Source organism: Arthrobacter sp. 2RAF22, assembly GCF_052115325.1.
Taxonomy (GTDB): domain Bacteria; phylum Actinomycetota; class Actinomycetes; order Actinomycetales; family Micrococcaceae; genus Arthrobacter.
In genome coordinates this window covers 64,040-79,346 of the sequence record NZ_JBFRGL010000013.1, presented here as the reverse complement: position 1 = coordinate 79,346, position 15,307 = coordinate 64,040, and the positions used below count along the sequence as shown (strand labels likewise).

At 64.8% G+C, this 15,307-nt stretch carries 10 protein-coding genes and 1 tRNA gene; 8 read left to right on the top strand and 3 right to left on the bottom strand.

The genetic code is table 11. From position 1 onward, the window contains the following. Together AB4068_RS11585 and AB4068_RS11580 are read right to left on the bottom strand one after the other, a co-directional pair. Entirely contained in the window at positions 1–2,586 is a 2,586-nt protein-coding gene (locus AB4068_RS11585; RefSeq protein WP_441433454.1) for a PEP/pyruvate-binding domain-containing protein, read from the bottom strand. Between the two features lie 169 nt (positions 2,587–2,755). Further along, a complete protein-coding gene (locus tag AB4068_RS11580) occupies positions 2,756–4,582 on the bottom strand; it encodes a phosphoenolpyruvate carboxykinase (GTP) (protein ID WP_284988765.1) in 1,827 nt (608 codons plus the stop codon). A gap of 283 nt (positions 4,583–4,865) precedes the next feature. Here AB4068_RS11580 and AB4068_RS11575 point away from each other — a divergent pair. Then, a tRNA-Arg gene (locus AB4068_RS11575) sits at positions 4,866–4,939 on the top strand. A 279-nt stretch (positions 4,940–5,218) separates the two neighbouring features. Here the strand turns inward: AB4068_RS11575 and AB4068_RS11570 are convergent. Then, complete coding sequence (locus tag AB4068_RS11570; RefSeq protein WP_441433453.1) at positions 5,219–5,947, bottom strand: FadR/GntR family transcriptional regulator; 729 nt, start codon at positions 5,945–5,947, stop codon at positions 5,219–5,221. A gap of 364 nt (positions 5,948–6,311) precedes the next feature. Here AB4068_RS11570 and AB4068_RS11565 point away from each other — a divergent pair, with 364 nt between their 5' ends. The 7 genes from AB4068_RS11565 (at position 6,312) to AB4068_RS11535 (ending at position 15,256) form a co-directional block, all read left to right on the top strand. Further along, complete coding sequence (locus tag AB4068_RS11565) at positions 6,312–7,952, top strand: ABC transporter substrate-binding protein (protein ID WP_307053113.1); 1,641 nt, start codon at positions 6,312–6,314, stop codon at positions 7,950–7,952. A 99-nt stretch (positions 7,953–8,051) separates the two neighbouring features. Continuing rightward, the gene (locus tag AB4068_RS11560) at positions 8,052–9,008 is read left to right on the top strand and encodes an ABC transporter permease (protein WP_059388624.1); all 957 of its coding nucleotides are present in this window, start codon (positions 8,052–8,054) and stop codon (positions 9,006–9,008) included. A 2-nt stretch (positions 9,009–9,010) separates the two neighbouring features. Continuing rightward, positions 9,011–11,149, top strand: coding sequence for a dipeptide/oligopeptide/nickel ABC transporter permease/ATP-binding protein (locus tag AB4068_RS11555; RefSeq protein WP_332602376.1), 2,139 nt, complete (start codon positions 9,011–9,013; stop codon positions 11,147–11,149). Further along, entirely contained in the window at positions 11,146–11,952 is an 807-nt protein-coding gene (locus AB4068_RS11550) for an ATP-binding cassette domain-containing protein (RefSeq protein WP_284988761.1), read from the top strand. The genes AB4068_RS11555 and AB4068_RS11550 overlap by 4 nt, the downstream gene beginning before the upstream one ends. Positions 11,953–11,988: 36 nt before the next feature. Continuing rightward, a complete protein-coding gene (locus tag AB4068_RS11545; protein ID WP_441433452.1) occupies positions 11,989–12,906 on the top strand; it encodes a dihydrodipicolinate synthase family protein in 918 nt (305 codons plus the stop codon). 643 nt (positions 12,907–13,549) lie between these two features. Further along, positions 13,550–14,509 carry an ROK family protein gene (locus AB4068_RS11540; protein ID WP_332602378.1) on the top strand — a complete coding sequence of 320 codons (960 nt, stop codon included), beginning with the start codon at positions 13,550–13,552 and terminating at the stop codon, positions 14,507–14,509. 60 nt (positions 14,510–14,569) lie between these two features. After that, a complete protein-coding gene (locus tag AB4068_RS11535; RefSeq protein WP_441433451.1) occupies positions 14,570–15,256 on the top strand; it encodes an N-acetylmannosamine-6-phosphate 2-epimerase in 687 nt (228 codons plus the stop codon). Positions 15,257–15,307 lie beyond the last annotated feature (51 nt).

The window sequence follows — 15,307 nt, the reverse complement described above, 5'->3', positions numbered from 1 at the left end:
TCAAGATCCCTCCAGAGAAGCGGCCGGCAGGACCACTCCCAGGGTTCCGTCCACGAGCACACGCTGGCTGTCAACCAAGGTGCTGGTGCCCGAACCGGTGCCCATAACGGCCGGAATCCCGTACTCCCTCGCAACAATCGCCGCATGCGAGCCGAGCCCACCGGCGTCCACCACAACCGCGGCTGCCCGCTGGAACAGCGGCGTCCAGGCGGGGTTGGTGTACGGGCAGACGAGGACCTCTCCGCTGCGCAGCCGTCCGAACTCTGCCGGCGTACGGATCACACGAACCGGCCCGGTTGCTTGGCTGCGGCTGGCTGCAGTGCCGGAGACGAGGACCCCTTCCATCTGGCGACCCGGGTGGCCTCGGCCAAAGAGCAAAGCCGGATCGAGCAACGGGATGCCTTCGAGTTCTCTCCGCTTCGCCGCCCGAGCCAGAACCAGCGGCCTGAGACGGTCGCGGAGCGAAGCCGGCAGCGCGCCGTCGTCGTTGTCTGTGATGGACTCAAGTTCCTCGAACCGCAGGTGATGGATTTCGTCCGGCTCCTCGAGCACCCCGGCGAGCACCAGCCGGCGGCCGAGTTCCCGGTACGCCCGGCGGATCGGCGGTATGGCATTGGTGGCGTAGAAATGGCTGTACTCGCGGAACGCCATGCCGGCTTGGGCGGACTCGACGGCGGCGAGCACCCTCCGCCGTAGCGGTTCGAACCGGAGAGCCGGGTGGCGTTTCAATTCCGCAAGCGCATTCCCGGCCTGGTCCGCTTTTAGGGGCCGCTCTCCCGACATGGCCTTGACCAGCCCAAGGACCACTTCGGGGGCATCGGACCACGTGGGCGAACTGCTGAGGACAACGCTCGTGGTTTCACGGTGGCCATACTCGAGTTGGAACGCGTCGAAGGCCTCACGGAATGCACGATGTCCGGATTCTTTTTCCAGCAGCCCAAGGATTTCGCGAGGGTCCGACTCAAGGAGCGCGCGCGACAGCCCGGGATCGTCCGCCGCGATGGAAGCGAGCCGCTCAAGTGCCCGGTTTGCCTGGCTCGTCCGGGTTTCCGCCCCAGCGATCAGCGAGGGCGCAAGCTTGATCTTGCCCAGGAGCAGAAGCATGAAACGCATCTTCAGCACCGGCACCGGAATGCCGGGCAGGTAGGAGACCCTCAAATCCGTGATGCCCTGCATCGCCGCGAAGCATTCCCGGGCAAATGCAACAACCGCACTCCACCGCAGCGGGCCGAGGTCCTTGCCGTTCAGCCTTTCAATGTTGTCGATAAACAGGGAGAAACGTGGATCCCGGGTCCAGTTGGCGGCTTTGAACCGCCTCGACCGGTGCAGCAAGGACACCGGCGCGGCAAACGTCCGGATGGTTGGGCGCGGGACGGGTGGGATGAGTTGCACCACCACTCCTTCCTCCTCCGGCAGCAAATCCTCCACCGAGGGGAAGACCACGCCCACGCTCCCGGCCATGCCATGCAGCATGGCAAGGATTCCCCGGCTCATCCATCCGGATACATCCAAGGGATACGGCCGCGCCTGGAACATCTCGATGAAGAACGGCCCCACCCGACGTTGGACCGCGTTGAGGACGGGCGGTTGGGGCGGCAGCGCGGTCATCGGCCTCGACTGCAGCATGTATAGCGTGCCGCCTGCCGCCGCCCACTCGATGTCCTGTGGCCGGCCGAAATGCCGCTGGGCCTTCTTTCCCAGCGTTGCCAAATCCGCCAATTCCTCCGCGGCGAGCCCGGGCGTCGCTCCTTGCGTGCCGGAGCTTTCTTGGGTGCCGCCGCCCTCGGCCGCGCTGATCACCACCTCGCGGCCACCGGGCGTGAAACTCAGCACTTTTCCCGAACCGTCCAAGACGTAGTGTTCCGGCGTCACCCTCCCGGAGACCACGGCCTCCCCCAGCCCGGGGTTCGCGTCCACCACCATTTCGCTGCGCTCGCCCGTGACCGGGTTCGCCGTAAACAGGACGCCCGCCATGGCGGCCGGTACCATTTTTTGCACGACGACGGCGATGGCCACCTCGTGCGGATTGATCCCCTGCCGTCGGCGATAGGCCATGGCCCGGTCCGTCCACAAGGATGCCCAGCAGTTGGCGACCGCCTGGACTACGTTGTCCCCGCCTTGCACGTTGAGATACGTGTCCTGTTGACCGGCGAACGCGGCTCCCGGGAGATCCTCCGCCGTGGCGCTGGAGCGGACCGCGACCGCCCCGCCGCCCAGCCCCGCATAGGCATCGAGGATCTCCTGCCGCAGCCAGCCGGGCATTTCCGTCGCGGCAAAAAGGGCCCGAAGGGCCGCACCGTCAGCACCCCCGGTGCCGTCACCGGCGTCGGCGTCGGACGCACCGCCGTCGGGGGCTTCTTCAGGCCCGACGGACAGAAAGCCGCCCAGCGCGGCACCCACGTTTGTTTCCGCCAGGAAGGACAAGTACGCGCCCGTGGTGATGATGAAGCCCGGCGGCACCGGGAACCCTTGGCGCACCAACTCCCCCAGCGCGGCACCTTTTCCACCGGCAACTGCGACGTCCCCAACGCCCAAAGCGGCCAAGGGCGCGGTGGTCCGTGTTGCGTGCCGCTGGGAATCGTCCATGGCCCGGCTCCCCTGAATTAGAGAACTGCTGGTTCTCTAAAAGCTACGCTCACGCCCATCGCGGCACAATGCTCCACAGCGACTGCTCCAGGATGCGGAAATGACGACGGTCCCGCACCAAAGTGCGGGACCGCCGTGGGGTCGTGCAGGTGGACGTCCGTCTGGTGGTCTAGGCCAGGCGAGCCTTCAGGCCGTCAAGCTCGGCGAGCAGTGCGGCCGGCAGGGATCCGCCGAACTTTGCGTACCATTCCTCGATCGATGCCAGTTCGGTTTTCCACTCCGAGGCGTCGACACGCACTGCGGCTTCCACCTCGGCGGGGGTCATGTCCAGGCCTTCGAGATCGATGGACTCGCCGGTCGGCACGAAGCCGATGGGAGTCTCGACGGCGTCGGCCTTGCCTTCAAGGCGCTCGATGGCCCACTTGAGGACACGGGCGTTGTCACCAAATCCGGGCCAGGCGAAGCCACCCTCGGCAGTGCGGCGGAACCAGTTGACCAGGAAGATCTTGGGCAGTCGCTCAGGGTTGGCCTTGGCGGACAGGTTGACCCAGTGGTTCAGGTAGTCGCCTGCGTCGTAGCCGATGAACGGCAGCATGGCCATGGGGTCGCGACGCACAACGCCGACGGCGCCGGCCGCTGCAGCGGTGGTCTCGGAGGACAGCGTCGAGCCCATGAAGATGCCGTTGGACCAGTCGCGGGCCTCGGTGACCAGCGGGATGGTGGTCTTGCGGCGGCCGCCGAAGAGTATCGCGGAGAGTTCCACGCCGTCGGGGCTGAAGTATTCCTCGGCGAGCATGTCGATCTGGTCGATCGGCGTGCAGAAGCGGGAGTTCGGGTGTGCCGCGGGCTTGCCGGAGCCGGGAGTCCAGGAGTTGCCCTGCCAGTCAGTCAGGTGCGCCGGAGTTTCCTCCGTCATGCCTTCCCACCACACGCCGCCGTCGTCGGTCAGCGCAACGTTGGTGAAGATGCTGTTGCCCTTGGCGATGGCGCGCATGGCGTTGGGGTTGGTGCCCCAACCGGTGCCGGGTGCGACGCCGAACAGGCCGGCCTCGGGGTTGACGGCGCGGAGCTCGCCCTCTTTGCCGAAGCGCATCCAGGTGATGTCGTCGCCGAGGGTCTCCACCTTCCAGCCCTTGATGGTGGGGTCGAGCAGCGCGAGGTTGGTCTTGCCGCAAGCGGAGGGGAATGCCGCAGAGATGTAGTAGGTCTTCTGCTCGGGCGAAGTCAGCTTCAGGATCAGCATGTGCTCGGCCAGCCAGCCTTCGTCACGGGCCATGACGGAGGCGATGCGCAGGGCGTAGCACTTCTTGCCGAGGAGGGCGTTGCCACCGTAGCCGGAGCCGTAGGACCAAATGGAGCGCTCTTCGGGGAAGTGCACGATCCACTTGTCCGGGTTGCAGGGCCACGCGACGTCGGCCTGGCCGGCTTCCAGCGGAGCGCCCAGGGAGTGCAGCGCGGGGACAAAGAAAGCGTCGGTCTGCGTGATGCGGTCGAGGACGTCGGTACCGATGCGGGCCATGATGCGCATCGAGGCGACAACGTAGGCGGAGTCGGTGATCTCGACGCCGAACTTCGGATCTTCGGCATCCAGGTGGCCCATGACGAACGGAATGACGTACATGGTGCGGCCGCGCATGGAGCCGGCGAACAGCCCGCGCAGCTTCTGCTTCATCTCCGCCGGAGCCATCCAGTTGTTGGTGAAGCCGGCGTCGTGTTCCTTCTCAGAGCAGATGAAGGTCTGCTCTTCCACACGGGCTACGTCCGCGGGATCAGAGAATGCAGCGAAAGAGTTGGGGAAGAGCTCTTGGTTCAGCCTCTTCAGGGTCCCGGCCTCGACGAGCTCGTCGGTCAGCTTCTTGTTCTCAGCTTCACTGCCGTCAACCCAGTGGATGCGGTCCGGCTGTGTCAGCTCGGCAACTTCCTCCACCCAGGCCAACAGGCGTGCATGCGTAGTAGGTGCCTTCTCAAGCAACGGCAGTCGCGCCAGATCGCCCATCGTGGTTCCCTTCCTCGGGTTCAGTGGTGTGTCCTAAATGCTAGGGGTCGCGGAGTAGACCAATCTGGGCTCGGACATGGGATCTCTTGACCATTTCGGAGCAAAACCCCTAAAAATCAAGGATCCGCGTCAGCGATTGGCCAAATTTAGTGACCAAGGTCACATAGACCGGTCTAGTTAGGCAGATTACACCGAGTCGATTTGGCACGAACGGGGATCTCGCGTAAAGTTTATTGAGGTTCGAGGGGGGAACGAGTTTGAAACTCCCGAAAATCACCAAGATGCGCCCATAGCTCAGCTGGATAGAGCGTCTGTCTACGGAACAGAAGGTCAGGGGTTCGAATCCCTTTGGGCGCACAAATGAAGACCCGCACCGGACCCGGTGCGGGTCTTTTTTCGTCAAATTCCGGGCCGGGTTGGTTGGCGCGCCTCGCCTCGTGGGTTGCGCGCGCCGTCCTGACCCTCTTTGCCGCCCCACGGCCACCACATGACGAGACTCGCCGTGTCGTAAGCGCTTTCCCAAACCAAAGAAGGTCAGGAAGGGCAGCGTCTCCGGGGGTTGCGCGCAAAAGGCAAGGGCCGCCGTCGTACTTCATGAAAAGTACGACGGCGGCCCTCGGGCTTGGGTGCCAGGCCTCAGACTGCGACGGCCTCGCTGATGCGGCGGCGGATTCCGTCGAAGTGACGATTGAGCAGTTCGGCGGCCGCGAGCCTGTCGCCGGTTGCGACGGCGGTATAGATGCTTCGGTGCATGTCCGCGGTGGCTACAAGATCTTCGTTGTCGGAGCCGATCTCCACGTGGATCTTCCGGTAGACCTTCCAGAAAACGCCCATGAGATTGATGAGGAGCTCGTTGTTCAACGGCTCGAACAGCCGGCGGTGGAACTCGGCGTCGGCGGCTACGAAGTTCTCGCCGGAGGCTGCGAGCTCCTCCATCCGCTTGACGGCCTCTTCGATCAGGGCGAGCTGTTCAGCGGTCATCACATCCATGGAGGATCCGATCAGCCCCGATTCGAGGGCCTGGCGCACGTCCACCAGTTGCAGCGCCTCGAGCCCCTGGTGGCGCAGGGACAAGCGGCCCCGGAACGTCAGGCCGTCGGCGAGCGCCTCGAAGTTGCTCGGGGCGACGAACATGCCAAAGCCGTGGCGGATCTCGATGACACCGAGCGCCTGCAGCACCTTCAGCGATTCGCGCAGGGTGTTGCGCCCTACCCCCAACGCCACGGAGAGTTCATTTTCCGTGGGCAAAGGATCGCCCGCCTCGAGCTCGCGCTCGAGGATCAATTCCATAATGTCCGACTGAAGGGCCCTGAGCCGGGCCTGTGCGCTGAACCGCGCCTGCGGAACGACACCGGAAGTGGTCATGGCTCTCCTTGCAAAAGTACCCCTCCCTGACCCGGATCCTTTCAGGACCGGGGACAAGGAATCAGTGCAGTGTTAATGTTGAGGTGAGCCTAGCGCCCACCGTGGATATAGTGCTTCGCAACATACAATATCGGATGTCCCATCTCCTTGATAGATGTTCGCCTTTATTTTTCACCGAGCCCCGGGCCCGAATCTCGCAGGGTAAACCGCGGCGCCGCGCCCACCGGCAGCACTCCGGCAGCACCGCCGCGACCGCTCCTCCGGCCACCAGTGATCCAGATCTCGCTTGACGACTTCATGTGACCACCCTTACAGTTTCTTTACGAGCATCGGATGTCCTACATCCGATAACCAGAAAACTTGAATGGTGAGGCATCTTATGAGCAACACGATTAACACCCTGCCGCTGGTCAGCGACGCCAGCCGACGCAACTTCCTCAAGCTGACCGGGGCGATCGGAGCCGCGGCAGCGTTCACGGCCACCCTGTCGGCATGTGGCGGTCCTGCCTCCACCACCACGGGCGCAGCAAACAACACTGCGGCCGTCAACAAGGATCTCACCATCGAAGCAGGCATCTCCTATGCCCTGTCCACGGGTTTCGACCCGATGACGTCCTCCGGTGCCACGCCGCAGGCCGCCAACCTGCACGTCTTCGAAGGCCTCGTGGAACTCCACCCCGCCACCCGCGAGCCCTACAACGCGCTGGCCGCCAGCGACCCCAAGAAGGTCAACGACACCACGTACCAGGTGACCATCCGCGACGGTGCCAAGTTCCACAACGGCGCCCCTGTCACCACCGACGATGTTGTCTACTCCTTCACCCGCGTGATGGACCCGGCCAACAAGTCCTTGTTCTCCCAGTTCATTCCCTTCATCAAGGACGTCAAGGCCCTCGATGCCAAGACAGTCGAGTTCTCGCTGAAATATCCTTTCCCCGGCTTCGGACCCCGAATCTCCGTGGTGAAGGTGGTGCCGAAGGCGTTGGCCTCTGCCGATCCGAAGGGATTCGATGCCAAGCCCGTCGGTTCCGGCCCCTACAAGCTGATTTCGGCAGTCAAGGACGACAAGATCGTCTTCGAAGCATTCGCCGACTACAACGGTCCCAAGCCGGCACTCGCCAAGGGCATGACCTGGCTGCTGCTCTCGGACGCGGCCGCCCGTGTCACGGCAGTCCAGTCAGGCCGTGTCCAGGCGATCGAAGACGTCCCGTACCTGGACATGGACGGGCTCAAGTCCAAGACCCGCGTGGAATCCGTGCAGTCCTTCGGCATGCTGTTCCTGATGTTCAACTGCGCCAAGGCCCCGTTCGACAACAAGCTGGTCCGCCAGGCACTCCACTATGGACTGGACAAGGACGCCATCATCAAGAAGGCCTTGTTCGGCAATGCCAAGGCTGCGTCGTCGTACTTCCAGGAAGGCCACCCGGACTACGTCAAGGCCAAGAACGTCTACGGCTACGATCCCCAGAAGGCCGCGGACCTCCTCAAGCAGGCCGGCGTGAGCAACCTCGAATTCGAGCTGCTCACCACCGATACTGCCTGGGTCAAGGACGTTGCCCCGCTGATGCTTGAATCCTGGAACAAGATCCCGGGCGTCAAGGTCACCGCAAAGAACCTGCAGTCCGGCGCCTTGTACTCGGACAGGGTTGGCAAGGCCGACTTCTCCGTGGTTGCGGCCCCGGGCGACCCTTCCGTCTTCGGCAACGACGCAGACCTGCTCTTGAGCTGGTTCTACTCCGGCGCCACCTGGATGGCCAAGCGCGCCTACTGGACCACTCCGGAGAGCGCCACCCTCCAGGGCCTGATGGACAAGGGCTCGCAGGCCGCAGCCGCCGACGCGAAGAAGATCACCGGCCAGATCGTGGACCTCGTCTCCGACGAAGTCCCGCTGTACCCGCTCTTCCACCGCCAGCTCCCCAGTGCATGGGACGAAAAGAAGCTCTCAGGCTTCAAGCCGCTGCCCACCACGGGGCTGTCCTTCATCGGCGTCGGCCGCACCTCCTAGCCACACCCAACTGGCTCGCATTTGTTGTCGTTTAGACGGCTCAAAACGACACTTACTGCGAGTCAGTTGGGTTCCCGCACCAAAGCAACCGGAGAACAAATGGTCATGATATTGCGTCTGCTTGGACGTAGGCTCGCGGCATTGCCCTTGATGATCCTGGGCATCACGCTGCTGGTCTTCCTCGTCCTTCAAGCAGCCCCAGGCGACCAGGCCAGCACGGCCCTCGGCGAAGGCGCCAGCGAGGCCGCCAAACAGCAGTACCGCCAGGACAACGGCCTGAACGATCCCCTGTTCGTCCAGTACTTCCGTTTCCTCGGCAGGCTCCTGCAGCTCGATCTCGGCGTGACCACCCCGCCGTCCAAGTCGGTGGCAAGCATGATCGCGTCTGCCTTCCCGCTAACCCTCCAGCTGACGTTCCTCGGCGTGATCATCGCCGTCGTGCTCTCGCTGGTATTCGGCATCATCGGCGCCCTTTACCGCGACAAGTGGCAGGACCAACTGGTCCGGATCTTCTCCATCGCGGCCATCGCCACCCCGTCCTTCTGGCTTGGCATCCTGCTCATCCAGTGGTTCGCGCTCGGTGACAACCCTCTGTTTCCCTCGGGCGGGATCGCGACGCCGGAGTCCGGCTTCGGCGGTTGGCTCAACTCGATGGCGCTCCCGGCCCTCGCTCTCGGCATTCCGGTCTCCGCTTCCCTTATCCGCGTGGTCCGCACGTCCATGGTGGAGGAACTGGACCGCGACTACGTCCGGACAGCCATTGGCAACGGAGTTCCATACCGCGAGGTGGTGTCCCGCAACGTCCTGCGCAACGCGCTCGTGACTCCGGTGACCGTGCTGGGACTCAGGATCGGCTACCTCCTGGGCGGCGCCGTCGTGATTGAAATGATCTTCGCCCTTCCGGGCATGGGCCAGCTGATCCTCAACGGCATCACCAACCTGGACGTCAACCTGGTCCAGGGCGTGGTCCTCACCATCTCGGTCACCTTCGTTCTGGTGAACATCGTGGTGGACCTCCTGTACCTGCTCATCAACCCCCGAATCAGGACGGTATAGCCATGCGCAGCAAACTTGCTGAACGGCTCAGCGCCCCGGGCGTCCGCTTCAAGTCCCTCCCATGGGGATCGCGTTTTGCCCTGTTGTTCCTCGTGGTCATCGCCCTGGCGGCGATCTTCGCGCCCGTCATCGCGCCGCACGATCCCCTGGAAACGTTCATTCCTGCGCAAGCTCCGGACGGCGACCACTTCTTCGGCACCGACCGCCTGGGCCGCGACGTCTTCTCCCGGCTCCTATACGGCTCGCAGTCTTCGCTCATGATCGGCCTCGGCGCAGTGGCCCTTGCGATCGTCGTCGGCGCCGTGCTTGGCTCGCTCGCCGCGACGTCCAGCAAGGCCGTCAACGAGATCGTCATGCGCCTCATGGACATCCTCATGGCGTTCCCAGGCATCGCCCTCGCAGCTGTGCTCCTGGCGGCGTTCGGCAACTCGGTGCCCACCATCATTGTCGCGATCGCGATCATCTACACCCCGCAGCTCGCCCGCGTGGTCCGCGCCAATGTGCTCTCCCAATACGGTGAAGACTACGTCCGCGCCGAACGCGTGATGGGCGCCGGCCGCGCCTACATCCTGCTCAAGCACATAGTCCGCAACACTGCGGCCCCGGTACTGGTTTTCGCCACGGTCATGGTGGCCGACGCCATCATCCTCGAAGCATCGCTGTCCTTCCTCGGCGCCGGTGTGCAGGATCCCGCGCCGTCGTGGGGCAACGTGATCTCCTACGGCCGCAACCTGGTCCTCTCCGGCGGCTGGTGGGCAACCACCTTCGCCGGCCTCACCATCCTGCTCACCGTGCTTGCGCTGAACATCCTCGCGGAGGGGCTCACCGATGCCATGGTGAACCCGAAGCTGCGGAAGGCGCCGGTCGTGAAGGACGACGACGGCGCTGCCGCTGCCTTTGCGGGCGCCGCGGTGGCGGGCGCCGCCGTCGATACCGAGATCGCGACGTCGGTGGCCCAGTCTTCCGTGGTGGAACAGCACGAGCTCGACGGCGTTCGCGCCGCCAACGGCGATCCGCTCTCCGAAGAGGACTACGCGGCGTCCGTCCTGAACGATCCGAGACTCGCAGCGGAGAATCCGCATGCCTTGCTGGACAAGGAACTCGAGCTCCTCGCATCCATCGAGGCCAAGCGCACGGACCGGCTCCCCCAGGTTCCCGCGGACGCCAGGAACGTCCTGGAGGTCAAGAACCTGTCCATCCGCTTCCCGGGCCGCTTCGGCGACACCGCGATCGTGGACAACGTCTCCTTCACCGTCCGCGAAGGCGAAACCATGGGCCTGGTGGGCGAATCCGGTTGCGGCAAGTCCATCACGTCCCTCGCGATCATGGGCCTCCTGCCAAAGACCGCCGAGATCACCGGTTCCATCGTCTTCGATGGCAAGGAACTCCTGGATTCCGGCTCGAAGCACAGCAACAGCAAGGCCTACCAGGGCCTGCGCGGCGAACAGATCGCCATGGTCTACCAGGATGCGCTGAGTTCGCTCAACCCATCCATGAAGATCAAGGAACAGATGACCCAGCTGACCAGGCGCGGCGGCCGCAAGACCCCTGCCGAGTTGCTGGAAATGGTGAAGCTCGATCCCGTCCGCACCCTCGCCAGCTACCCGCATGAGCTCTCCGGCGGCCAGCGCCAACGCGTCCTGATCGCCATGGCGCTCTCCCGCTCGCCGAAGATCGTGGTGGCAGACGAACCCACCACCGCCCTCGACGTCACCGTCCAGAAGCAAGTAGTGGAGCTGCTCAACGAACTGCGTGAACAGCTCGGCTTCGCCATGGTCTTCGTCAGCCACGACCTCGCCCTGGTTGCCTCCTTGGCGCACCGGATCACGGTCATGTACGCCGGCCAGGTGGTGGAATCCGCACAGGCTTCGGAGCTCCTGCAGAACCCGCGGCACGAATACACGCGCGGTCTGTTGGGCGCGGTCCTTTCGATCGAAGCCGACGCCGTCCGCCTCCACCAGATCCCAGGCACCGTCCCGTCACCGCGCGATTTCGCTCCAGGCGACCGTTTTGCGGCGCGTTCGTTGAGGCCCGACGCCGACCCGAACCAGCAATTGGTCCTCGCCGTTGTTGAACCCGCCGGCGGCGGAGCAGACCGGGACCATTACTGGGCCAGCCACTTGAAGGAGGACGCAAAGTGAGTGTTTCAACCGGCAAACCGGTCATCGAGCTCAAAGACGTCAAGGTCCACCACCGGGCGCGCACGGGCGGCCTCTTCCGGCCCAACATCGTCAAGGCAGTCAACGGCGTGGACTTCAGCATCAGCCGGGGCGAAACGGTCGGCATCGTCGGCGAGTCCGGCTGCGGCAAATCAACGCTCGCGTCAGTGCTCGTGGGACTCCAGGCCCCGACGTCGGGCCAGGTGCTCTTCCACGGCAAGCCGGCCATCAAACGCAACGCCCGGATGCGCAAGGAGTTCGGACGCGCCGTATCCGTCGTCTTCCAGGACCCCGCCACGGCCCTCAATCCACGCATGACCATCCAAGACATCCTCACCGATCCCCTACAGGTTCACGGCATCGGCAACGCCGCGTCGCGCTCGACCAAGGTCAAGGAACTGCTGGCCCTCGTCGGCTTGCCACAATCGGCGGCCGAGGTCACGCCGTCGCAAGTCTCCGGCGGACAGCGCCAGCGCGTGGCGATCGCCCGCGCCCTCGCCCTGGACCCGGACATCATCGTGGCGGACGAGCCGACGTCGGCCCTCGACGTTTCCGTCCGCGCCCAAGTCTTGAACCTGCTGTCCGACCTGAAAACCCAGCTGAACCTCGGCATGGTCTTCATTTCGCACGACATCCAGACTGTCCGCTACGTCTCCGACCGCATCTGCGTCATGTACTTCGGACAGATCGTCGAAGAAGGCCCGGCCGCCCAGGTCTTCGACAACCCGAGCAACGACTACACCAAGAAGCTGCTCGGCGCCGCGCCCAGCCTGCTCCACACCTAAGTTTTTCCCATCCAGATCCAAGCAACGGAGATTTTTGTGTCTACTCAGTTCCAGGGTGTCATTCCCCCGGTCATCACCCCCCGCCACGCCGACGGGCGCGTTGACACCGCGTCCCTGAAGAACGTCACCAAGCACCTGCTCGACGGCGGCGTGTCCGGCCTCTTCGTGCTGGGCTCCTCGGGCGAGGTCCCCTACATGACCAACGAAGAGCGCGAACTGGTGGTCTCCACGATCGCCGACGCGAACGCCGGCGCCGTGCCCCTGATCGTCGGCGCCAACGAACAAACCACCAACCGGGTCATCGAAGAAGCACGCAAAGTCGTGGACCTCGGCGCCGACGCAATCGTGGTCACCTCCATGTACTACGCCATCGGCAACGCCCAGGAGACCGAAACCCACTTCCGCAGCATCCACGCTGCCGTGGACAAGCCGATCTTCGCCTACGACGTCCCCGTCCGCACCCACTTCAAACTGCCCACCGACCTCCTGGTCCGCCTCGGCCGCGACGGCGTCATCGCAGGCGTCAAGGACTCCTCCGGCGACGACGTCTCCTTCCGCCAACTCCTCCTCGCAGCCAAGGACATCCCCGACTTCGACATCTTCACGGGCCACGAAATCGTCGTCGACGGCGCCCTCCTCGCCGGCGCCCAAGGCGTAGTACCCGGCCTCGGCAACGTAGACCCCGCCGGTTACCGCCGCCTGTTCGACGCCACCCAGGCCGGAGACTGGACCGCAGCGGCCGCCGAACAAGACCGCCTGGCCGACCTCTTCGACATCGTCTACACCCCCAATGGCCGGGTCTCAGGCGGCGCAGCAGGACTAGGCGCTTTCAAGACCGCCCTCCAAATCATGGGCATCATCGAATCCAACACCATGAGCTCCCCCATGCTCTCCCTGAACGCCGAAGAAACCTCCGCAATCCGCACGATCCTCAAGCGCAACGGCCTGGTCTAGGAGGGCGGCACCGGCTGCTCTCGCCTGAGATTCGGATCTACGCTCACCTGAGCGGGCTGGGGTCACTTTCGTGGCGTTGCCGTCAGCTCACCCGTGCTTGTTGCCGTGGTCGGGTCGTGCCGCAGGACCAGTTTTGCCGTCCCTTAGCGTTCGGCCCCTCCCCAAGCCTCGCAAGCTCGGCTCGGGCCCCTGGGGCCTCTCTTCCTCCCGACGCCGCATTACCGTCGCTGAGCGACTTCCGCAATGCTCTGGTCGGCGATGCGGGACTACACAAAACCGTCCCTCCGGCACTCGGGCGATTGCGGAACCTTTGCGGCAGGGTCGGGATCCGCACTGTGCCGCCTCAGGCGGCAGCAGGCGGGACAACAGGCGGCAGGTCCCGATCGGCGAGTCGACAGCGCAAAGCGCGGGCGCATTGTTTCGTGTAGGCGCGCATCGCCGACCAGAGTCGTCTGAAGGTCGCCCAGCGACCGGAAGACGACGGCGGGAGGTGTCTAAGCGCCGGCGAAATGATGGGTCCGCGCTGTCCCGGCCAGAGCTAACCTGATCATCAACGAACCGCAGCCTGGGCGCCGCGGCGACGACGGCTAACCTGACCATAACGAACCGCAGCAACAGCAACCGAACGATCCGGAGGACAAACATGATGTACGTGGTCGGGGTCGATCTTGGGGGGACGAAGACTGCCGCGGGGGTTGTGGGGGCCGATGGGGAGGTGTTGTTTTCGGAGCAGATTCCTACGCTGAATCGGGACGGGGGCGACGCTATTTTGCGGGCAACTGCGGCGCTCGTCGGGCGGCTCATGCGGCGGGCGGCGGGTGCGGGAATCGACGTCGTGCGTGTTGGCGTCGGTTCGGCCGGGGTCATCGATGCCGTGAATGGCGAGGTGGTTTCGGCGACTGATGCGATCCTGGGGTGGGCCGGGACCAGGTTGACGGCGGGGTTGGCGCAGCTCCTGGGTTTGCCTCGGGGGTCGGTGAGTGCCGTCAACGATGTGCATGCGCATGCTCTGGGTGAGGCGTGGCGTGGGGCGGCTGCCGGGTCTTCGAGTTCGCTCATGGTGGCTTTCGGCACGGGTGTGGGCGGCAGCTTTGTGCTGGACGGCGCTCCTGTTTTGGGGCACCACTATGTGGGTGGGCACGTGGGGCATTTTGCGTCGCCGTACGCCTATCACGAGGGCAAGGCCCTCCCGTGTGTGTGCGGCGGCTCGGGCCACGTCGAGGCGATCGCTTCCGGCCCGGCCATCCACGAATCCTTCGTCCGTTTCGGCGGCTCCCCCGAGGTCCCGGACACTCGTGCGGTGTTTGCCTTGGTGCACGACGGAGATCGTGCCGATTCGGCCGACGGTACGGCCGCCATCAAAGCCATCGGGGCGGGCGCAGGTGCCGCGGGGCAGGCGATCGGCGGGCTCGTCAACATCCTCGACCCGGAGACGGTGGTGGTTTCCGGGGGTTTGGCGGATGCGGGAGATTTCTGGTGGAAACCCATGGAACGCGCCCTGCGCAAGGAGCTCATGGCCCCGCTTGCCGACATTCCCGTGCTTCGCGCGGCGCTAGGCAATACCGCGGCCATTGTGGGCGCGGCCAAACTCGTCCTGAACTGACACCCGAACGCCCAAACGCCCAAACGCCCAAACACCCGAACCCCTCGCAAGGAGAACCCCATGATCCTGACCCCCGATGGCCTCGAAGCCCTCCGCTCGCAGTTGATCGTGTCCTGCCAGGCCTACCCGGGCGAACCCATGCGCGATCCCCGGACCACCAGCCAGGTGGCGGCGTCGGCCGTTATCGGTGGAGCCGCCGCAGTCCGCGTACAGGGCCTTGCAGACGTCCAATTCACCCGCGCAGCTGTGGAGGTCCCGGTGATCGGGCTCTGGAAGGACGGGCACGACGGCGTTTTCATCACCCCGACGCTCCGGCACGCCCTCGCCGTCGCGAATGCCGGCGCCCACGTCGTGGCCATCGACGGAACGCGACGCACGCGTCCCGATGGCTTGACACTCAAGCGAACCATTGACGGAATCCACGCCGAATCGCACGCCTTGGTCATGGCTGACTGCGGTTCCTACGCCGATGCGGCGGCCGCCGTCGACGCCGGTGCTGACCTGATCGGCACCACCTTGGCCGGGTACAGCGGGGACCGTCCCAAGACTGACGGCCCCGATCTTGAGCTTCTCGCGGAGATCGCCGGCGCTGGGCTGGGCAAGCCGCTCATCGCCGAGGGCCGCATCCATACCCCGGCACAGGCCCGCCAGGCCCTCGACGCCGGGGCGTTCGCCGTCGTCGTCGGCACTGCCATCACGCATCCGGCGAGCATCACCGGCTGGTTCAAAGGCGCGATGGACACCTGACCCGGCAGAACCCGTCGCCGGATCCCTGATCCCGGCCTGTGTCCGGGCGTA